The sequence below is a fragment of the Cobetia sp. LC6 genome (assembly GCF_030264805.1).
Classification (GTDB): Bacteria; Pseudomonadota; Gammaproteobacteria; order Pseudomonadales; family Halomonadaceae; genus Cobetia.
Genome location: NZ_JASSPL010000001.1, coordinates 544769 through 565779, shown reverse-complemented (window position 1 = coordinate 565779; position 21011 = coordinate 544769). Strand labels below are relative to the sequence as shown.

Below are 21011 nucleotides of genomic sequence, written 5' to 3'. Positions count from 1 at the left end.
AGGGCGTTGCAGGAGTCTCGAGAGGAAGGGGTACCGCGGGCGCCGGACGGGGCTCCCGCCGTGCTTCGAGTCAATCTCTGTTGAGGCTCAAGGCAAGGCGGAAGGCCGTTGCAACATCATTCAGATCAAACCCGTCCATGTCAGATCAGATCCGTCGGGATCAGATCCGCCGGGCTCAGATCAATAACCTGACTGACGCATGGTGCGCTCGGTGGAACGCTGGGCGGAGGACAGTGCCTGCTCGACCGACATCTGGCCGGCCAGCGCCGCGGCGATCATCTGACCCACCTGGGTGCCGATGGACTGGAATTCCGGAATGGTCACCATCTGCACGCCGACATAGGGCACCGGCTCCAGGGTCGGATCGGTCGGGTCGGCACTGGTGATGGCGTCCATCACGAAGCCAGCGAAGGGTGCGGCGTCCTTGTAGGACTGGTTCTCGTAGGTGGAGACACGGGTGCCCGGCGGAATGCTGGCCCAGCCTTCACGCTCGCCGACCAGGTTCACGTATTCCTGGGAAGTGGCCCAGGTGATGAAGGTCTGGGCGGCATCCTTGGACTTGGAGGATTCCGGAATCGCCAGCGCCCAGGACCACAGCCAATGCGAGCCCTTCTCCGTCTTGGCGATCGGTGCCGGCGCGAAGCCCAGCTTGTCGGCCACGGAAGATTCCTTCGGGTTGTAGAGCTTGCCGGCCGCCGAGGTAGCGTCGACCCACATGCCGCACTTGCCGCTGGAGAACAGCGCCAGGTTCTCGTTGAAGCCGTTGGAGGTCGCGCCCGGCGGGCCGTACTTGCCCATCATGTCGACGTAGAAGTTGATGGCCTCGCTCCAGGCCGGGGAATCCAGCTGCGGCTCCCACTCCTCATTGAACCAGCGACCGCCGAAGCTGTTGACCATGGTGCCCAGCACCGCCATGTTCTCGCCCCAGCCCGGCTTGCCGCGCAGGCAGATGCCGTAGACGCCTTCATCCGCGGAGTTGAGCTTGGCAGCCCAGTCATTGACCTGGCTCCAGGTCGGCTGCTCGGGCATCTCGATACCGGCCTGCTCGAAGAGGTCCTTGCGGTAGTAGAGCATGGAGCTTTCGCCATAGAACGGCAGCGCGTAGAGGCCCTTCTTCTCGCCTTCTGTCACGCTCAGACCATCACGCACCGGCTTGATCAGGTCATCGACCTGATAGTCTTCCGGCAGGTTGTCGAGCTTGGTCAGCCAGCCATGCTTGGCCCAGATGGGCACTTCATAGGTGCCGATGGTCATGACATCGAACTGGCCTCCCTGGGTCGCCACATCGGTGGTCAGACGCTGACGCAGCACGTTCTCTTCCAGTACCACCCAGTCGAGGGTGATGTCCGGATGCGCCTTCTCGAATTCGCTGGTCAGGCTCTGCATGACCACCATGTCGGCGTTGTTGACGGTCGCGACGGTGATGGTCTCGGCGCTGACCTGGGCGCTGAGCGGCGCCAGGGCAGCGACACTGGCGAGCGAGAGCAGATGGCGGCGGGGCTTGGTGATGTGAGGTAGGCGCATGAGGGCACTCCATCGGGGCGTTATTGGCATTGTTCTTTTCGAGGGCAACGGCGCCTTGGGCACCGTTGCCTTCCCATCAACCGGCTTGGTGAACGGATGTCCTGGCGGGACATCGCGACGCAAACACGTTCGATCAAAACGTCACTCAGTGAACAAATGATCGGATCAGACCTGTGAAAAAGCAAACCCTGAAGCGCTATACCTTGGGCTATACAACCTTGGGATCTGATCCTTTGGGTGTAGGCCACAAGGCGGCATGGCCACTGAGCTTGCGTGCAATTCAGCATAGACAGACATTAGCGTTAAACGAAACAACGCTGGCCACGATTGCCGGCCCAATTCTCTATCAAGAAGGCGAACAAACGCGCTGGATTGTCAGACAAGAGAAGGCGGCGTTCGCCCTGAAAGTCGTGACTCCGACGCAAGGGTGAGAGAACGAAAGAAGAATAGATAACGAACCAGGAGAAGGATGAGAGCAAAGCAAAAGAAAAAACGCAGGTATCGCGGAGAAATAGCAAAGGAATGGCGAAGGAATAGCGAAAGAGTGACGAAGAAATAACGGAGCAATAGCGCCGAATAGGTGACGGAAACGCCTGGGCATCGAGCGGGCATCACGCGAGCAATGACAATGCTGAACCCTGACCACGATAACGACACCGTGAACGGCACCAGGAGCAAGGCCTGGGGCCATTCGCCCCGCCCTGCTCCCGACGACTCGCTCGGCGCCTTGTGCGGACTGTATACGGGAGTCTGTCATCGGGAGACGGTCGTCAAGCGCAAGCCATCAGCAGAAAACCATCAGGCTGCAGACTTCTCAATGAAACCATACGAAGACAGCAGTTCTCTGCTCACTCCTTGAGGGCCGCGCAGACACGCTGGGCGGCCACCTCATCGATGATCAGCCCTTGCAGCCAACCACCGCGCAACGCACTCAGAATGGCCGGCACCTTGTCGTGCCCACCCGCCAGTCCGATCAGCGGCTGCGCCTTGAGCGAGGTCAGCGGCACACTGGTGATGCGCTGCGCCAGCGGGCAATCGATCAGCCGGCCATGGGTGTCCAGCGGCCACCCCATCAACTCCCCCACTGCCCCGACTTCCATCAACTCATCGCGTTCCGCGGCGCTGATGAACTGATCCTGGAACAGCGTCGCCTGGGCATCGAGACGCCCGATGCCGATCATGCCCACATCAGCCTCACAAGCGACCTTGAATACCGCCTTGACCAGATTCTGACTCAGCAGCGACTCCTTCTCCTCGATGCTGGCCGCCACCACGGGCGCGGGCAGCAGGAAGCGATCAGCGCCGATCTTGTCCGCCAGCAGCATCACGCCGTCATAGCGGTTGGAAGAGCCATCCAACGCCACATTGCCGACCAGTGACACGATACGATGCTGAGGACGCTCGCTGCGACTCAGTGCTTCCACCGCCGCGCGTACCGCACGCCCGGTACTCAGCGAGATGGTCTGCGGCTGCTGGCGACCGAGATAGAACGCCAGGCGTTCGGCACCCGCCACCGCCAGATATTCCGCGATGCATTCCGGTGACTGGGTGTCAGAGGGCACCACATCACAGAAGCTCAGCCCGAAGTGCTCCACCAGCGTATCCGACAGCGCCATGCTGCTGGCCACGGGGTGATCGATGGAGATCTTGACCAGCCGCTCCTGACGCGCCAACGACAGCAGGCGCTGCACGCCGGGGCGCGACACCCCCAGCTGAACCGCGATGTCGTCCTGGGTCCGTCCACCGACATATGACAACCATGCAGCCCGCGCAGCCTGCTCCAGTCGCTGTTCAAACTTGTCCATGCGCTTTCTTCCACACTGTCGATTGAGTCCAACACTTTCCACGCCACCGCCACCGAGCACAAGTGCCACGCGCCAACCCGCGCACGAAACGACAACGCCCCGCCGATGAAGGCGAGGCGTTGCAGAGGCGCTTTTCTCGCGCCGAGGCATCAGCTGACTGAGGCCGGTGTACCGCGGAGGACTACATGAACCAGCGTGCGCCATACCCCCACAGCAGCACGGTGACCGCCAGCAGGCCCTCGAGAACCAGTACCCCGATTCCCAGAGTCGACCCGGTGACGAGGAAGCCTTCCTTGTTGGAGATGTCGAGCAGTGGCGGGATGCCCAGATACAGCAGGTATGCGCTATAACACAGGCCAATGGTCCCCGCGAGGATGCACACCCAGATGACAGGATAGAGCGCAACCAGCCCCGCGAGGAACATCGGCGTGGCGACATAGCCCGCGAAGATGATGCAACGCCGGCGACTGGGGTGCCCCGAGAAACGCTTCGAGAGCATGTGAATGACAGTGCCCATGAAGCCGATCGCTGTCAGTATGGCGATATAGAACGCGATACCGGCGAAGAAGGCATCCAGTGGCTCCAGAAGAATGGCGTGGCCTTCCGTCAGGCTCCAGCCGAACTGCGTGGTCCCGATATAGGCGCAGATGACAGGCACCAGCGCCATGAGCAGCACATGATGTGCGTAGAGGTGGGTGATGGATTCGTGTTCCTTGCGGATGGTCTGCCATTCCCGTTGCGGATGCGCCATCAAGCCCCATACGTGGGTCAGCATGTGGTCTACCTCCCGTTGACAGTCGTCGACAATCCGGCCATGCGGTCCCGGCGCGGAGTCCGTGTCAGGGCAGTTGCACAGCCATGATTTGAGCGTAGACCACATTGCGCCAAGTGGCAGTTCAACGCCCGTTGCCCCTTCCGAATCGTGCCGGTGCAGGCGTGAAACAGGCCAACCAGGGAAGCGTTGACCGGGACAGCGGCAGCACGCCCTGCACTTTTGAGAGATACTTGATTTACCCCCTATGGATGGATGACGACGAATGCCAATCGGACAGCGTAGCGGCATGAAGGCAGTGCTTGTCATGCAGGGAGCGCTCGACATGAAGAGAATGTTCGGTATCAAGAGAACGCTCGGCGTGAGCCTGGCACTGAGCCTTGCAACCCTGAACACGCCAGCTCAGGCGGAGCCAGTCGAGCTGACCATGAGCCGCGAATACGGCCCCCAGACCATGATGGGCCAGCGCGCCCAGCAGTTCGTCGATCAGGTGGCAGCGCTCAGCGGGGGCGAGCTCAAGATCACCTTCGGAGAAGGCCCGCTGAGTCGGCTGCGTTCGGTGAATCACCTCGAGGCCATCAACGCCGACATCATCCAGCTGGCCGACTCCCACAGCGGCGCGCTGGCTGCCGAGATGCCGCTGTTCGGCCTCAGCTCGCTGCCGACCCTGGTCGATGACCCGCATCAGGCGCGCGAACTCTACCGTCTGGCGCGCCCCAGCTATGAAGCGCTACTGGAAGAGCATGACCAGATTCTGCTCTATGCCCTGCCCTGGCCGCCCAGCGGGCTGTGGTCGCGCAAGCCGATCACCACACGCGATGACCTCCGGGGCGTCCCCGTGCGGGCCTACGACCGCAATACCCAGCGCGTGCTGCTCAACCTTGGCGCCATCGCCACCGTGCTCGGCTGGGAGCCGATGCAGCAGCAACTAGCCGAAGGCCGTATCGAGGCGGTGATGACCTCGGCCCTGGGCGGCCTGACGGCGGAGCTCAACCACACGCTGAATCACTACACCGCACTGCAATACGCCATGCCGCTCAATATCGTTCACATGAGCCGGTCACGCTATGAGGCGCTCGACGACACCCAGCGCGAGGCCCTTCTCGCCGCCGCGACCCAGATTGAAGACACCAGCTGGAACGCCATCGCCAGCGTCCTGGAGCAGACCCATGCCCAGCTGGAAGAGGCCGGCGTGAAGGTCAGCAACCCTCTCTCGCCCGAACTCAAGCGCTCACTGGCACGCGCCAGTGTCAGCGTGATCGAGAGCTGGCGCGGCAAGGTTTCCCCCGAGGGAAGCGAACTGTTGGACCGCTATCTCGTACAACGCGACACCCTCTGAGCCAGACGCGCGCACGCTCCACCAGCCGCGGCCATGACGGCCACCTTCGATGGCAATGCTGCAAGACCGTGGAGACACGATTCATCTGAGCATAAACGCAGACATGCACTACCCTAGCGGGCAAAGGCCAAAGACAAAAAGAAAGGATTCCCCATGACGTCTTCCTCACGTATTGCCGCCCTGTTGTCCGCCTGGCTGGCAGCGGCAGGCCTGATCGGCGCACTCAGCGCGCACGCTCAGACGACCCTCAGCATGAGCAGCGATTACCAGCCCGACACGATGATGGGCCAACGCGCTGTCGAATTCAGCCAGCAGGTCGCCAGCCAGTCCGAAGGTGACCTGACGCTGACGCTGCGCTCGGACATTCGCTCCGCCAGCCACCTGCAGGCCACCACCGGCGGTGTCATCGACATCGCCGCGACACTCAGTGGCGCGCTCGCCGAGGAAGCCCCCTTCTTCGGCATCTCCTCGCTGCCGGCGATCGCCTACGATCTCGATGAAGCTCACCGCCTGTACGTGATCGCGAAGCCACGCTACGAGGAACTGCTCGCCGAGTACAACCAGATCCTGCTGTATGCCCTGCCGTGGACACCCAGCGGTCTGTGGTCGAAAGCGCCCATCGCTGACGGTGATGACCTGAAGGACATGCCGATCCGTACCTACGACCGCAACACGCAGCGTGTGCTGCTCAATCTGGGCGCGGCGCCCCAGGTCATGAGCTGGGGAGAGCTCAAACCCCTGCTGCCCGGTGGCAGCATCCACGGCGCGCTGACCTCCGCGATGGGCGGCGTCAGTGCGGAGCTCTACCGCTACATGCCCCATTTCACCACGCTCAACTACGCGATGCCGCTCAATATCATCCACATGAATCGCGATAGCTTCGACGACCTGACAGAGGCGCAGCAGCAGGCGTTGATCGATGCCGCGCATGCCGCCGAATCTGCCGGCTGGATGGCCACCCACAGCGTGCTGGACCAGGCCTACGCCACCCTGCAGGAGAACGGCGCGAAGCTGATCACTCCTGCCCCGCCTGAGCTGCAGGATGCCCTCGAGGAGGCCAGCCAGCATGTGGTGGAAAGCTGGAAGCAGAAGGTCACCAGTGAAGATCGCGAATTGCTGAGCAGGTATCTCGAATCACGGCCTGAGCGCTGAGCCTGATAGCACTGATGATCGACAGACTCCAGACACGACAACGGCACCCTCGGGTGCCGTTGTCGTCTGCGTGCGCTTCACGACTTGTGCAGTAGAGCGGGGCTCTGCTCAACGATGCGACGCCGCCCATGCCGCGCCGAGGCTCATCGACGACAGAGCCATCAGTACCAATGACGGCGCCGCCCCGCCCGCCACCGTCGCGAACGAGCGGCGTCGCCCGTGGCGCAGGCCGTGATCCATGCACAGCAACGCAAACGGTCCGGGAAAGGTGATCAAGAACGAATTCCATGCGCATGCGTGCCGCATGGAATCCTAGACACAAAAAAGCCTCCCATTCGGGAGGCTTTTTTGAAGAATCTGGAGCGGGTGAAGGGAATCGAACCCTCGTCTTAAGCTTGGGAAGCTTCTGCTCTACCATTGAGCTACACCCGCAGGGCGGTGCATTGCGCACGCCAGAACTGCATTGTACTCAACGACTTAGCGCGGTCAAGCAACATCTGATAGAGCGGTTGCTGCAGGCGCCGTCGCACTGGCGATGTTGGTGGCCAAGCCGTTGATTGCATTCACTATTCAAGCGCCGGTGATAATCCTCAGGCAGCGCAGCTATCGAGTTGCGCCAGCAGCACGTCACGGCGGGCATCACTCATGCCGAGGCCTTCGGCACGCTGCGGAAAGGCGGCGTCGATGGCGTTGCGGCACAGGGTGAGCCACTGCGCCTCGCTGAGATCCAGCGCTTGCTGCACGGCTAGGAAGTTGTCGAGCATGCCACCGCCGAAATAGGCCGGGTCATCCGAGTTGAGGGTGATGTTGAGGCCCGCCTCGATCAGCTTCGGCAGCGGGTGGTCCTCCATGCGCTCCACCACCTTGAGCGCGACATTGGACAGCGGGCACACCGTCAGCGGGATACGCCGCTCGGCCAGCTCCGCGACCAGGGCGGCATCTTCCAGGCAGCGCACACCGTGGTCGATACGCTCTACCCCCAGCACCTCAAGCGCCGTGCGGATGTACGCAGCCGGGCCTTCCTCACCTGCGTGAGCGACACGATGCCAGCCGCGCTCTCCCGCAAGCGTGAAGACTTCGGTGAACTTCTCTGGCGGATTGCCGATCTCGGCGCTATCCAGGCCGACACCCACGAAGCGTGACTCGAAGGGGATCAGCGCATCGAACAACTCGCGGGCAGACGCCGCGGAGTGACAGCGCAGGAAGCTCGGTACCAGCGCCGAGGTGATATCGAACTCCTTCACCGCCTCACGGCAGGCACGCTCCAGCCCCGCGAACTGGGTTTCCAGACTCACGCCACGCGCCAGGTGCGCCTGCGGATCGAAGAACAACTCCAGATGCTTGACGCCATCGGCGCTCGCACGGCGGAAGTAGTCCTGCGCCAGACGATAGAAATGTGACTCGTCATTCAGAACACCCATGCCCTGGTAATAGAGCGCGAGGAAGGCAGGCAGATCCGCGAAGTCATAGGCCGCCTCGACCTCCTCCAGGGTGGCGTAGGGCAATGTGATGCCCTGCTCCGCCGCCAGCTCGAACATCAATGCCGGCGTCAGCGAGCCTTCGATGTGCAGGTGCAGCTCCACCTTGGGCAGGCGGGCGAGAAAGTCGTGCATGCGCGGGGTAAGGGTCATGGCCCGTCTCCTCAATGAAAGGCGGCGGCTGGAAGATCGCGGAGCGCTCACCACAGCCTGATGGCGCAATTCTAGCAATCCCGAGACCACCTTGAGGAGAGACGGCGCGGGAAATGCGATTTCTCTGCGCGATGCCCGCCTGCCGTGACTTTTCGCGACTCGCCGAAATAGGCTATTTTCGTTCATTCGCACTCTCGCAAGCTCACCACAACAGTCATGAGCGTGCGACAGCCAGCAACGCCCAGCCCCATGCCGCGCTGACTGACATAACCATAACGATCGACGCTGAACACCAAGGACACGATTGCCATGCACGCCACATCCCCTGCCCGCCATCCCTTCTCACGCAGAAAGCATGCTCGACAGCGTGCTGGCGCTCTGCCCGCTGCGCTCCTGCTCAGCCTTGGCCTGCTGGTGCCCTTGAGCGCCAACGCCACCCAAGAGGAACATAACGAACAGACTGGCTTCGCCCCGCAGGGCAAGACGGAGTGCATCGCGCCGGCCAAGCCCGGCGGCGGCTGGGATTTCACCTGTCGCAGCGTGGCCCGCCTGCTGGATGAGCAGAACCTGATCCCCGCCGGTATGCAGACGCTGAACGTGCCCGGCGCCAGCGGAGGCGTCGCCTTCGCGCATGTGAAATCCAAGCGCCATGATGATGAGCAGGTCATCGTCGCCGCCTCGAGCGCGACCACCACCCGTCTGGGCCAGCATGCCTATCAGGACGGCAAGGTCGACGACGTGCGCTGGTTGATGACCCTCGGCGCCGACTACGGCGTGATTGCCGTGGCCGAGGACTCGCCCTATCACTCGCTGACCGAGCTGCTGGCCGCCATGCAGGCAGACCCCAAGGCGGTGCGCTTCGCCGGTGGCGATGTCGCGGGTGGCTTCGATCACCTCAAGGTGCTGATGGCGGCGCGTGAAGCGGGCATCGACAACCTGCGCGCCCTGCCGTACCTCGCCTACGACTCAGGCTCCGTCGCCATCACCCAGGTGATGGGCGGCCACCTGGAGGCCTTCACCGGCGACATGACCGAGGCCCGCGGTTTCGCCGAATCCGGCCACCTGCGCCTACTGGCAGTGTTCAGTGAAGAGCGTCTGCCCGGTCAGTACAGCGACATTCCCACCGCGCGTGAGCAGGGGATCGATGTGGTCGCACCCAACTGGCGCGGCTTCTACCTGCCGGGCGGCGCATCGGATGCCGCCTTCGCCTGGTGGGAGCAGACTCTCAACCGCATGGCCGAGACGCCCGAGTGGCAGCAGGTGATGCAGGACAACGGCCTGATGCCGTTCCACAAGTCCGGCAAGGCGTTGGATCGCTTCATCACCCAGCAGGTCAGCGATGTCGAGCAGATGTCGCAGGAGCTGGGCCTGCAGTGATCCACTGAAGCACTGAGGTAGTGGCTCCCTGAGGTCCTTGAGCCCTGAGCGCTGCGCTCGCCTGGCAAACGCTCAAGACTGGCAAAAGCTCATGGCAGCCCCAAAAAAGCCGCCACACCGTTTGCCGGGGTGGCGGCTTTTGGCGACTGACTGGTTTGCTCCAGCAATCTCAGGGCATGGACGGCCACGGCCCCTTGGGCGGCTGATGTTCGGAGTCAAACTGAGAGGGCAATTGCGGGTCGCGCTCTTCATGCGGCGCAGAATCTCCCTCTGAATCTGTCTGTGACCGAGGCACTGTTTCCGGCGCTGCTCCTGTCTCAGTTGTCAGTTCCGCTCTCGGCAACAGCTCGGACAACCGCTCCGTCTCGAACGCGATTTCCGTGTCTACGCCAGCCTCGAGCAGCGGCTCTGCCACGTACTCGTGACTCAGCTCCACCAGTTCCGCCTCCTCCAGCGGCGCGACGTTGGCCTCGAAGGCCTCATCCAGCGCCTCTTCCAATGCCTCCTCGAAGGCTTCCTGCAACGCGACCTCAAAGGCCTCTTCCTGCGCCGCCGCCTCGGCGGCCTCAGAGGCCAGCTGCTCATCCTCGGCGTGTTCATGTGCCCACTCCACCGCCACCTCGACCGCCATCGGTGACGCCGTCGGCAGGATGTTGAGGTAACTGTCGGTCTCCTCGACCGGCACCATCTCGCGCTGGGTGATCTGATAGAGCGCATACAGCGAGATGGCCACGAAGGTGGTCGCCAGCACCAGCCAGAAGGCGTAGGGGTCCATCACCTCCATCGCGCCACCTGCCGCCAGCGGCCCGACGATGGCGCCCAGCCCGAAGGCGAACACCAGCCCGCCGGAGGCACCCGGCATCTCCTCGGCCGACAGCGAATCATTGGTGAAGGCCAGCAGCAGCGCGTAAAGCGGTGTCGTCACGCCGCCGGCAAGGAAGGCCGAGGCGATCAGCGGCCACAACGCATCGCCCGCCATCCAGCCGAACAGACACGAGCCTGCCCCGGCAGCGGACAGGCCGCAGATGAGCACGCGGCGGTCCATGCGGTCCGACAGCCAGCCGATCGGGGTCTGCAACACCAGCGCGCCGGCGAACAGCATGGCGATGAACAGGGCGATATGTGAGCCCGACAAGCCCACCTGGGTGCCGAATACCGCGCCCATCCCCGACTGGGTCGCATAGACACTGCCGAGCAGGAAGATGCCGATGGCACCCAGCGGTGACGCCTTGAACAGTGTCGCGAATGACATCGCCCGCGACACCTCGACCGCCGGTGCCACGGCCGCCGACAGCAGAATCGGCCCGAAGGAGATCGACACCAGGATGGAGGCACAGATGAACAGCACCGAGGTCGCGGCGTCGCCCAGCGTCAACAGGCCCTGCGCACCGATGATGCCCAGCGTCTGCGCCATCATGTAGGCCGACAGCACCTTGCCGCGTGTCTCGTTGCTGGCGGCCGCATTCAGCCAGCTTTCCGCCGTGACATAGATGCCCGACATGCAGAAGCCGATCAGCAGGCGCAGCAGGGTCCAGGCCCAGGGTTCGGTCAGCAGTGGCAAGGCGATCAAGGCCGCCGAGATGAAGCTGCCGAGTGCTGCGAACACCCGCACATGCCCGACCCGCTGGATCAGCACCGGGGTGTAGCGCGCGCCGGAAAGGAAACCCACGAAATAGCCCGAGGTGACGATCGCCAGCTCCGCCGAGGAGAAGCCCTCGATGCCGCCACGCAGACCGATCAGCGTGAAGTGCATGCCATTGCCAAGCATGATCAGCACGATACCCAGCAACAATGCCCACACACTGCCCAACACCTTGGCCATGAGCCTTCCCCCTCCCCTGTCCCCTTGCACGATTGCCGCTGGCACCCGGACAGCACGCAGTCTGGCCACCGGCTACACGCTAGACCAGAGCCCAAGGGCCACGCTTCTGCTGCAACGCCGCATAACGTTTCAAACACGACAGGCAAGCCATGGCGCCCGTGGGCGGATAGCTCACGCACCCAGCGCGAGCGCCTCGCTCGGGCCTGCCGGGAGAGGTGCGAAGGAGGCATGCAAGAGCAGCAAGAGAAGCGCAACGAGAGAGAAGTGAGTAGAGAAAAAAGAGAGGGGCGAGAGAGGAGCAACAGAGCGTCGTAAACCGCCAGATTCCGACACGCCATCCGGGCGGATCATCCACGAAAATGCACCGCAATGGTGCGCGAATACGCCTTTCGACCAAGGTCGGTGCGACGAATGGGTATCTTGCGAGCCAGCGGGCAGCAGTCTAATTTCACCACACAGAATAAAGTTTCGCCTTACAGAATTGTAAGGTTGCTGTCAGGTTCGCGGCTGCAGGGCGAGTTTCTCGCTCGACCGCTGCCAGCACCTGACCCACGACATGTGCCGCTACCACAATCCAATAACACCAGAGGTCGCCATGACACGTCATATGACACTCAAACTCCTGACAGCTGCGGTGGTCACCGCCATGTCCGCCCAGGCCTTCGCCTTCGAACCGAAAGGCAAGGTTGACTGCATCGCGCCGGCTGATCCGGGCGGCGGCTGGGACTTCACCTGCCGCAGCGTCGGCAAGATCCTGTCTGAGCTCGATTTCGTGCCGGGCAACGTGCAGACCATCAACATGGCGGGTGCCGGTGGCGGGGTCGCCTTCGCGCACACCGTCTCCAAGCGTGCCGGTGACGAGCAGCTGCTGGTGGCCGCCTCCACCGCGACCACCACCCGTCTGGCTCAGGGCCAGTTCCCGGGCATGAATCAGGATCAGGTCGAGTGGATCGGCGCACTGGGCGCGGACTACGGCGCCATCGCCGTCTCCAAGGACTCACCGTACGACACCCTGAGCGAGGTGATGGACGCGCTGAAGAAAGACCCGAAATCCGTCAAGTTCGCCGGCGGCAGTGCCGCAGGTGGCTGGGATCACCTCAAGGTGCTGATCGCCGCCCAGGCAGCCGATGTCGAGAACCTGCCCAAGGTCTCCTACCTGTCCTACAACAACGGCGGCGAAGCCATCACCCAGGTCGTCGGCGGCCACGTGCAGGCCTTCACCGGTGATATCTCCGAGATTCAGGGCTTCATGGAATCCGGCGACCTGAAAGTGCTGGCCGTGCTCTCCGAAGAGCGCCTGCCGGGCAAGCTGGCTGACGTGCCGACCGCTCGCGAACAGGGCATCGATGCCGTCGCCCCCAACTGGCGCGGCTTCTACATCCCGGCCGGTGTCAGCGACGATGCCGAGCAGTACTGGACCACCACGCTGGACAGCGTCTATGAAAGCGAAGAATGGAAAGACGTGATGACCAAGAGCGGCCTGATGCCGTTCCATAAATCGGGTGCCGAGTTTGATGCCTTCGTGAAGGCACAGATCCAGGACATCCAGACCCTTTCCAAGGACATTGGGCTGATTCGCTGATGAATGACCGCATCTTTGGTCTGCTGATGCTCACCCTGGCCGTCGCGTACGGCTGGGGTGCCCAGCAGTTCCCGGAACCCTTCGGCGGGGCCGAGTCCATCGGGCCCGAAACCTTCCCCACGGTGCTCTCGATCGTGCTGGCGCTGAGTAGCCTGTATCTGATCGTGCGCCCCGATCCGGACCAGCAATGGCCGTGGAGCCGCACCGGCGCCGAGATGGTGCTGGCCATCGTCATCCTGTGCCTCTACACCGCGCTGCTTGAGCCGCTGGGCTTCATCGTCACGACCACCGCTGCGGTCGGCACCCTGTGCTGGCGCATGGGCTCCAGGCCGGTTCGCGCTTACGTGACAGGTCTGCTCGGCGGCATCGTCGTCTTCGCCCTGTTCAACTTCGTGCTTGAGCTACCACTGCCGCTGGGCATCCTGGAGGTGGCGTAATGGAAAGTCTTGGCTTCTTGATGCAGGGCTTCGGCATCGCCCTGCAGCCAGAGAATCTTATGTTCGCCGTGCTGGGGGCCTTCCTGGGCACCCTGATCGGCGCACTGCCGGGCCTGGGCCCGGCCAACGGTGTGGCCATCCTGATTCCGCTGGCCTTCACCCTGGGCCTGAGCCCGGAAACCTCACTGATCCTGCTGACCTCGGTCTACGCCGGTGCCATGTACGGCGGGCGCATCTCCTCGATCCTGCTCAACATCCCGGGCGATGAGCCGGCGATGATGACCTGTCTCGATGGCTATCCGATGGCCCAGAAAGGCAAGGCCGCCGAAGCGATGGCCATCTCGGCGATCGCCTCCTTCATCGGCAGCCTGATCGCCACCATCGGCCTGATCATGATGGCGCCGTGGCTGGCCAGCTTCGCGCTGACCTTCGGTCCGGCGGAGTACTTCGCCCTGTTCGTGCTGGCCTTCGCCACCCTGGGCGGCATCACCGGCAAGAATCCGGTCAAGACGCTGATGGCCGCGGCCATCGGCCTGATGATCGCCACCGTCGGCATCGATGGCTCCACCGGCACCCAGCGCTACACCTTCGATGTGCTGGAGCTGTTCGAAGGCATCGACTTCATCATCGCCATCGTCGGTCTGTTCGCCATCTCGGAGCTGCTGTTCTTCATCGAACAGCACGCCGGTGAAGGCAAGCCGATGATCGCCATGAACAAGATGACCCTGAAGCTGAAGGACGTCATCGCCATCCTGCCGACATCCTTCCGCGGGGGCGTGCTGGGCTTCATCTCCGGGGTATTGCCGGGCGCCGGTGCGTCGCTGGGCAGCTTCATCAGCTACACGCTGGAGAAGAAGATCCTCGGCAAGAAAGGCAACTTCGGCGAAGGTGACTCGCGCGGCGTGGCCGCCCCGGAAGCCGGCAACAACGGTGCCGCCTCAGGCGCACTGGTGCCGATGCTGACGCTGGGCGTGCCGGGTTCCGGTACCACCGCGGTACTGCTGGCGATGCTGATCTCGCTCAACATCACCCCGGGCCCGCTGATGTTCACCCAGCACGGCGACATCGTGTGGGGCGTGATCGCGGCGCTGCTGATCGGTAACGTCATCCTGCTGCTGATGAACATCCCGATGGTCGGCATCTTCGTCAAGCTGCTGTCCGTGCCGCCCAAGTACCTGCTGCCGGTGGTGACCATGGTCGCCTTCGTGGGTATCTACTCCATCAGCCACTCGACCTTCGACCTGTACTTCATGGTCGCCTTCGGGGTCGCCGGCTACTTCCTGCGCAAGCTGGATATCCCGCTGGTACCGGTCATCCTCGGCATGCTGCTGGGGCCAGAGATGGAGAAGAACCTGCGTCACGCCATGCAGCTGTCTGACGGCGACTGGACCATCCTGATCGGCAGCCCCCTGGCCGTGACCCTGTGGTGCATCGCCATCGCCGGTCTGCTGCTGCCAGTGATCGTCGGCCCCATCCTGCGTCGCCGCATGAGCGCCGCCAAGGCCGCCACCGACGCCTGATCCAGGGCAGGGCCCGCGCCTCTCATGAGGTGACACGCCCTGAACGACAACGCCCTGAATGACAGCGCTCTGAAATGACAACGCCCCCGCCGGCAAGACCGGCGGGGGCGTTGTCATTTCAGCACCTCAAGAAAGCTGTCACTGGCGAGTCGCGTATCAGTCGCCCTGCTGCCACTGCGCGAGCAGGCGGTGGGCCTGGGCAGGCGTCAGGCGCGCCGTCGGGCCACTGAGCACGATGACCTCAGCCGGTGCCCCCCCCTCGTCGTGATGCTGGGCGACGCTGACCGCCAGCGCCGCCACCGACAGGCCGGCCGCTTCGCCGGTCTCGATCTCGCCACTGTCGACACACTGCTGCAGCAGGGCGGACAGCGCCTCATCGACCAGCTCGCCTTCCTCCAGCTGATGACGCAGCGGCCACTGGCTGACATGCGCGTACTGGCACATCGCCTGACGCGGGCGTGTCACGCCCTTCACCGGTCGCGCCTCGGCCAGCGGGCCATGCTCAACCAGCATCAGGCTGGCCGTCTCGCCACTGATGGCATTCAGCGCCGCCAACCAACCCCGCAACTGAGCCTCGCGGGCCGGCAGCGCCGGTGCCAGCTGGGCAAAACGCCCAAGCGCCGCGCCGATGGAGTAGATACCGTGGCTGTCACGCGCCACATAGCCGAAGTGCTCAAGCGAGCCCATCAGCCGCAGAATCGTGCTCTTGTAGAAACCACTGGCCTGCGCCAGCTCGTTGAGCGTCAGTCGAGGGGTCGCGGGGGTAAAGGCTTCCAGCAGCGTCAAGGCACGCTCGACCGCTTCCACACGTTGATTGGCCATGCGGCGGGACTCCCACGGCAGATGAAGAACGAGGCTGACAGGCGGCTTGCGCCATGCCGCCTCACAGGACTTGAATCATGCCATAACGTTCTGACAGACAGAACATGACGCGCCTGTCGCATTGACGATACTGGCCGTGCAGCGTGGTAGAATGGTGAGCTACGACACTATTTCCGGTTACGTCCGCACAAGGTTCGCTCATGTCCATCTTCATCATCACCTTCGTGGTCTGCCTGATCGTCACCGTCGGCACCGTGGCCATGCTGATGATGTCGCGTACGCCGCGTTTTCGCACCGACTACAGCGACATCGCCCGCGTGCTGGACCAGGCGATCAGCGGCGAGATCAACGAGAACGAATGGCACAGCGTGATCGGCTATCCGATTCGCCATGATGAGTATCTGGAGAGTCTGCGTCGCCGCTGCCAGGGCATCTTCGACAACCATGCCAGGCCGTGGCAACTGGCCCAGGGCGGTGCGCTGTTCTCGCGCGCCGGCCGTGAAGAGCTCAACGTGCTGCTGGGCCACCTGCGTGCCCGCACCGGTGTCGCGGAGACTCGCGCCTGATGGCCGCCAGCGAGATGCGCCTGATTCCGCTCTCCAACCTGCGCGAGCACCACGATCACAGCTACCACCAGCTGGTGATCGGCCTCGATGGCCTGGCCGAGTTCGAGATCGAGGGCCAGGGCGGCGAGATTCGCCCGCTGACCGGCTGCATCGTGCCGGCCGATCATGTCCACTACTACGCGGGCATCGGCGAGAATCGCCAGCTGATTCTCGACCTGCCCGATGATGCGCCCTACCTGACCGGCCATCACCGTGAACTCAAGCGTCTGTTCGAGCGTCCACGCTTCTTCACGCTGGACACCCGCCTGCGCGGCTATCTCGAATTCATGCTCGCGGAAGTCAACGACTACCAGCAGGCGCCGGGTGACCTGCTCGCCGCCACCTTCCTCGCCTGCCTCAACACGCGCATCGAAGAGCCGATGAGCGCCCTGAGCACCAGTGGCCGCCAGCTGGATCTGGTCGCGCTCAACCGCTTCATCGACGCCAATCTCGGCCAGCGCCTGAGCGTGGCGGATCTTGCCCGCCAGTCGCATCTCTCCGAGCAGCATTTCAGCGAGCGTTTCCGTGTACTGACCGGCCTCTCGCCCTATCAGTACCTGCTGCGCCGTCGTCTGGAGGAGGCACGCCAGCTACTGGGCACCAGCGAGCTTTCCCTGTCCCAGATCGCGGATCGCTGCGGCTTTGCCAACCAGAGCGCCCTTTCCCATGCCTTCCGCAAGCATCTCGGCTTCCCGCCTTCGGCTCTGCGCAAAGCCTGATCGAGTTGGCAGAAGCCGATGAGGCATGCGCATCCCCGGGTATCTGACATGCCCTTGCTTCCCTCATTCACGGCCGTGTTTCTGACACGCCGCTCTTCATTCCTCCCCCTCGCTGGAAGTACGTCGCCTGGGGCACGCACGTCGTTCAACGCCACTCCCACCGTCAGCCGCAAACCAGTTCACCTCCAGACCTCTACCACCTTGGTATAACAAGATCGCGTCATTTCGCGGCACATCCTTCGACAAAGGTCGGAGAAGAGCGTCACTTTTCTGACATGCCCGTGAATTTGACATGCGCAGCCGAGAAATTGGAAAGACCCGCCCCCCTGCGCCACCCTACATTCTCAGTCATACATCCAGACGTGCCGCTGTCGCGCTTTCTGATGCGTTCTGCATCACTCCCGGCGCTGTGACTCGGCAATCCCATTCGGCGCTTCGACGCCCAGCAGCAAGGGGTTCGCACCATGACCACCTCCACTTCCTCCGATCAGTCCAGTGCAGTGAATGCCGCGATCGCCTCGGCCACGTCCACAGCCGCCCAGTCCTCGAACAACTCGTCCACGAATACTGCCAAGCAAGGGGTTCTCAAGGGCAATGTGCTCAAGGACAACATCCTGCGCAGTGACCAGATGCTGGCCGCCAGCACCTGGCAGCAGTCTCCGGAGGCGCTGTTCGCGCGCGTCAGTGACCACTATCTGGTCGATGAAAGTGCCTACGTCAGCGAGCTGGTCGGCCTGCTGAATGCCGAAGAGCAGGATGTCAAGCGCATCGGCGACAAGACGGCAGAGCTGGTGCGCGAGATTCGCACCATGGACACCGCTGTCGATTCCATCGACGAGCTGCTGCAGCAGTACAGCCTCGACACCCAGGAAGGTGTGCTGCTGATGTGCCTGGCCGAGGCGCTGCTGCGCATTCCGGACAAGGAAACCGCCGATGCGCTGATCGAGGACAAGCTCGGCGTGGCCGACTGGAAGTCCCACCTGGGCCAGAGCGAGTCCTGGTTCGTCAACGCCTCCACCTGGGGCCTTCTGATGACCGGCAACGTCATCAAGATGGATCTGCCCAAGGGTGACGGCAAGCCGGCCACCTTCATCAACCGCATGGTCAATCGTCTCGGCGAGCCGGTCATCCGCCGCGCCATGTACCAGGCGATGAAGGTGATGGGCAAGCAGTTCGTGCTGGGCCGCGACATCAAGGAAGCGCTCAAGCGCTCCCAGCCGCTGTTCGACAAGGGCTACACCTATTCCTACGACATGCTGGGTGAAGCGGCCTGCACCCGCGACGACGCCAAGGGCTACTTCGACGACTACGCACGTGCCATCCGCACCGTCGGCGAAACCTCACGCAAGCTGAAGGAAGCCACGCCGTCACCGTCCGTCTCCATCAAGCTGTCCGCCCTGCATCCGCGCTATGAATTCGGCCGTCGTGAGCAGGTGCTGGAAGAGCTGGTGGCAAGCGTGCGTGAACTGGCCGGTATCGCCCGCGAGCTGAACGTCGCCATCACCATCGATGCCGAGGAAGTCGATCGCCTCGAGATCTCGCTGGAAGTGTTCCGCGCCGTCTACGAGAGCGACACCTGCCGCGGCTGGGGCAAGTTCGGCCTCGTCGTGCAGGCCTACTCGACGCGGGCCCTGCCGACCCTGCAGTACCTCAACCGCATCGCCGACCTGCAAGGCGACGAGATCCCGCTGCGTCTGGTCAAGGGCGCTTACTGGGACAGCGAGATCAAGGAATCCCAGGAACTGGGTGTCGAAGGCTATCCGGTGTTCACCCGCAAGGCCTCCACCGACGTCAGCTACCTGGTCTGCGTGCGCTTCCTGCTGTCCGAGAACACCCGTGGGCGCATCTACCCGCAGTTCGCCACCCACAATGCCCACACCATCAGCACCATTCTGGATGTGGCCAACGCCGGCGAGACACGTCAGTTCGAATTCCAGCGCCTGCACGGCATGGGCGAAGCCCTGTATGAAGCCGCGCTCAAGCGCGCGCCCAAGGGGACCTGGTGCCGTATCTATGCGCCGGTCGGCGCACACAAGGACCTGCTCCCGTACCTGGTGCGTCGTCTGCTGGAGAACGGAGCCAACTCCTCGTTCGTTCACCAGTTGGTCGACCCGCGCGTGCCGGTCGAGAGCCTGTGCACCCACCCGGTGGTCACGCTCAATCAGTACAGGACCTATCACAACCCACGCATCGCGCTGCCGCCGAACATCTATGGCGCAGACCGCCTAAATTCACGGGGCATCAATCTGAACATCAATAGCCAGTACCAGCCGCTGATCGACGAGATGGCCACGCACATGGACACCACCTATGACGTGCGTCCGCAGCTGGCCTTCGATGTCCAGGTCAATGCCGAGCGCCGCCAGGCCGTCACCTGCCCGTTCGACCGTCGTGACACCCTGGGCCACGTGCAGTGGACCAGCGCCGAGGAAGCTTCCAGGGCCATCGACGCCGCCTGGGCTGCCTTCCCGCGCTGGGAGCAGACGCCGGTCGAGGAACGCGCCGCGATTCTCGAGCGCTTCGGTGACCTGATGGAAACCCACACCGCCGAGCTGATGACCCTGTGCTCCCGCGAGGGTGGCAAGCTGTTGACCGACGGCATCGCCGAGATCCGTGAAGCGGTCGACTTCTGCCGCTACTACGCCAACCGTGCGCGTGCCGACTTCGCCGAACCGACCGAGCTGCAGGGGCCGACCGGCGAGCACAACCAGATCATGCTCGGCGGCAAGGGCGTCTTCGCCTGCATCAGCCCGTGGAACTTCCCGGTCGCGATCTTCTGCGGCCAGATGGTCGCCGCCGCCGTCACCGGCAACACCGTGGTCGCCAAGCCCGCCGAGCAGACCTCGCTGGTCGCTCACCGCGTGGTCGAGCTGCTGCGCGAAGCCGGCATGCCGCGCGATGTCGTCCAGCTGCTGCCGGGTGATGGCCCGACCGTGGGCAGCGTGCTGTCCAGCGACCCGCGCATCACTGGCGTGTGCTTCACCGGCTCCACCCAGACCGCGCAGATCATCAACCGCTCGCTGGCCGCGCGGGAAAACGCTCCGCTGCCGTCACTGATCGCCGAGACCGGTGGCCTCAACGCCATGATCGTCGACTCCACCGCCCTGCCGGAGCAGGTCGTCAATGACGTGGTGCAGTCCGCCTTCCAGAGTGCCGGTCAGCGCTGTTCCGCCCTGCGTGTGCTCTACGTGCAGGAAGACGTCGCCGAGCGCGTCATCAGCCTGCTAAAGGGCGCGATGGACGAGCTGAAGATCGGCGATCCGCGTGACCTGGGCACCGACGTCGGCCCGGTCATCGACGAGGAAGCGCGTGCCGGTCTGCTCAAGCACATCGAGGAATATCGCAGCCAGGGCCGTGTGATCGCCGAAGCCGCCGTCGACAAGGCCACCACCGAGCACGGCACCTTCGTCGCGCCGGTCGCCCTGCGCATCGACGGCATCGATAGCCTGGAAAGCGAGCAGTTCGGCCCGGTTCTGCACATCGCGACCTGGAAAGGCGGCGAAGTGGACAAGGTCATCGACACCATCAATGGTCTCGGTTACGGCCTGACCTTCGGTGTGCATTCGCGAAACGAAAGTTTTGCTAATGCCGTTGCACAGAAAATTCGTGTTGGTAATGTCTACGTCAACAGGAATATCATCGGTGCCGTGGTAGGTGTACAGCCGTTTGGTGGTCAGGGCTTCTCTGGTACTGGCCCGAAAGCCGGCGGCCCGCACTACCTGCACCGCTTCGCTACCGAGAAGACCCGTACCGTCAACACCACGGCTCTCGGCGGCAACGCGTCTCTTCTCGCCATGGGCGACGAATGACCGACGCTGCCTGCTCTCGCGGCAGCAGCAGAGGTCACGCCTGGCGGAAGACTGCATGCTGGACGTGCATGAGGTAGCCAGGTGACAGGGCATCA

The 21011-nt window shown here is 63.3% G+C and carries 17 protein-coding genes and 1 tRNA gene; 10 read left to right on the top strand and 8 right to left on the bottom strand.

Annotated elements, in window-relative coordinates; genetic code table 11:
- Nucleotides 1–180: 180 nt before the first annotated feature.
- Entirely contained in the window at nucleotides 181–1524 is a 1344-nt protein-coding gene (locus QQF40_RS02445; protein ID WP_279837136.1) for an ABC transporter substrate-binding protein, read from the bottom strand.
- Between the two features lie 173 nt (nucleotides 1525–1697).
- Here QQF40_RS02445 and QQF40_RS02440 point away from each other — a divergent pair, with 173 nt between their 5' ends.
- Nucleotides 1698–1955, top strand: a complete 258-nt coding sequence (locus QQF40_RS02440) for a hypothetical protein (protein WP_175089803.1) — start codon at nucleotides 1698–1700, stop codon at nucleotides 1953–1955.
- A gap of 417 nt (nucleotides 1956–2372) precedes the next feature.
- Here the strand turns inward: QQF40_RS02440 and QQF40_RS02435 are convergent, their stop codons facing one another.
- Together QQF40_RS02435 and QQF40_RS02430 are read right to left on the bottom strand one after the other, a co-directional pair.
- Entirely contained in the window at nucleotides 2373–3329 is a 957-nt protein-coding gene (locus tag QQF40_RS02435; protein WP_285460267.1) for a sugar-binding transcriptional regulator, read from the bottom strand.
- 181 nt (nucleotides 3330–3510) lie between these two features.
- Nucleotides 3511–4104, bottom strand: coding sequence for a Yip1 family protein (locus QQF40_RS02430; RefSeq protein WP_175089801.1), 594 nt, complete (start codon nucleotides 4102–4104; stop codon nucleotides 3511–3513).
- Nucleotides 4105–4426: 322 nt separating this feature from the next.
- Between QQF40_RS02430 and QQF40_RS02425 the strand changes: the two genes are divergently transcribed.
- Together QQF40_RS02425 and QQF40_RS02420 are read left to right on the top strand one after the other, a co-directional pair.
- Nucleotides 4427–5440 (top strand): TRAP transporter substrate-binding protein, encoded by a 1014-nt coding sequence (locus tag QQF40_RS02425; protein ID WP_285460266.1) that lies wholly within the window; start codon nucleotides 4427–4429, stop codon nucleotides 5438–5440.
- 153 nt (nucleotides 5441–5593) lie between these two features.
- Nucleotides 5594–6592: a TRAP transporter substrate-binding protein gene (locus QQF40_RS02420; RefSeq protein WP_285460265.1), complete on the top strand. Its 999-nt coding sequence runs from the start codon at nucleotides 5594–5596 to the stop codon at nucleotides 6590–6592.
- A gap of 108 nt (nucleotides 6593–6700) precedes the next feature.
- Here the strand turns inward: QQF40_RS02420 and QQF40_RS02415 are convergent, their stop codons facing one another.
- The 3 genes from QQF40_RS02415 to QQF40_RS02405 all read right to left on the bottom strand — a co-directional run bounded on the left by QQF40_RS02415 (nucleotide 6701) and on the right by QQF40_RS02405 (nucleotide 8223).
- Entirely contained in the window at nucleotides 6701–6868 is a 168-nt protein-coding gene (locus QQF40_RS02415; RefSeq protein ID WP_175089798.1) for a hypothetical protein, read from the bottom strand.
- A gap of 82 nt (nucleotides 6869–6950) precedes the next feature.
- A tRNA-Gly gene (locus QQF40_RS02410) sits at nucleotides 6951–7024 on the bottom strand.
- 158 nt (nucleotides 7025–7182) lie between these two features.
- Nucleotides 7183–8223, bottom strand: coding sequence for an adenosine deaminase (locus QQF40_RS02405; RefSeq protein ID WP_348994690.1), 1041 nt, complete (start codon nucleotides 8221–8223; stop codon nucleotides 7183–7185).
- 309 nt (nucleotides 8224–8532) lie between these two features.
- Here QQF40_RS02405 and QQF40_RS02400 point away from each other — a divergent pair, with 309 nt between their 5' ends.
- Entirely contained in the window at nucleotides 8533–9600 is a 1068-nt protein-coding gene (locus tag QQF40_RS02400; RefSeq protein ID WP_285460264.1) for a Bug family tripartite tricarboxylate transporter substrate binding protein, read from the top strand.
- 169 nt (nucleotides 9601–9769) lie between these two features.
- Here QQF40_RS02400 and QQF40_RS02395 read toward each other — a convergent pair whose 3' ends face one another.
- The gene (locus QQF40_RS02395; protein ID WP_285460263.1) at nucleotides 9770–11422 is read right to left on the bottom strand and encodes an MFS transporter; all 1653 of its coding nucleotides are present in this window, start codon (nucleotides 11420–11422) and stop codon (nucleotides 9770–9772) included.
- A 607-nt stretch (nucleotides 11423–12029) separates the two neighbouring features.
- Between QQF40_RS02395 and QQF40_RS02390 the strand changes: the two genes are divergently transcribed.
- From QQF40_RS02390 to QQF40_RS02380, 3 genes are read left to right on the top strand one after another with little or no spacing between them, the layout of a single operon-like run.
- The gene (locus QQF40_RS02390) at nucleotides 12030–13004 is read left to right on the top strand and encodes a Bug family tripartite tricarboxylate transporter substrate binding protein (RefSeq protein ID WP_254627097.1); all 975 of its coding nucleotides are present in this window, start codon (nucleotides 12030–12032) and stop codon (nucleotides 13002–13004) included.
- Nucleotides 13004–13441: a tripartite tricarboxylate transporter TctB family protein gene (locus tag QQF40_RS02385; protein ID WP_175089794.1), complete on the top strand. Its 438-nt coding sequence runs from the start codon at nucleotides 13004–13006 to the stop codon at nucleotides 13439–13441. Before QQF40_RS02390 ends, QQF40_RS02385 begins: the two co-directional genes overlap by 1 nt.
- Nucleotides 13441–14961, top strand: coding sequence for a tripartite tricarboxylate transporter permease (locus tag QQF40_RS02380; protein ID WP_285460262.1), 1521 nt, complete (start codon nucleotides 13441–13443; stop codon nucleotides 14959–14961). The genes QQF40_RS02385 and QQF40_RS02380 overlap by 1 nt, the downstream gene beginning before the upstream one ends.
- Nucleotides 14962–15117: 156 nt before the next feature.
- Here the strand turns inward: QQF40_RS02380 and QQF40_RS02375 are convergent, their stop codons facing one another.
- Complete coding sequence (locus tag QQF40_RS02375) at nucleotides 15118–15783, bottom strand: helix-turn-helix domain-containing protein (protein WP_285460261.1); 666 nt, start codon at nucleotides 15781–15783, stop codon at nucleotides 15118–15120.
- Between the two features lie 200 nt (nucleotides 15784–15983).
- On the opposite strand from QQF40_RS02375, the gene QQF40_RS02370 reads away from it, so the two are divergent.
- The 3 genes from QQF40_RS02370 (at nucleotide 15984) to putA (ending at nucleotide 20916) form a co-directional block, all read left to right on the top strand.
- Complete coding sequence (locus QQF40_RS02370; RefSeq protein WP_043335450.1) at nucleotides 15984–16349, top strand: hypothetical protein; 366 nt, start codon at nucleotides 15984–15986, stop codon at nucleotides 16347–16349.
- Nucleotides 16349–17107 carry an AraC family transcriptional regulator gene (locus QQF40_RS02365; RefSeq protein ID WP_285460260.1) on the top strand — a complete coding sequence of 253 codons (759 nt, stop codon included), beginning with the start codon at nucleotides 16349–16351 and terminating at the stop codon, nucleotides 17105–17107. The genes QQF40_RS02370 and QQF40_RS02365 overlap by 1 nt, the downstream gene beginning before the upstream one ends.
- Nucleotides 17108–17736: 629 nt before the next feature.
- Complete coding sequence (gene putA, locus QQF40_RS02360; protein WP_175089893.1) at nucleotides 17737–20916, top strand: bifunctional proline dehydrogenase/L-glutamate gamma-semialdehyde dehydrogenase PutA; 3180 nt, start codon at nucleotides 17737–17739, stop codon at nucleotides 20914–20916.
- Nucleotides 20917–21011 lie beyond the last annotated feature (95 nt).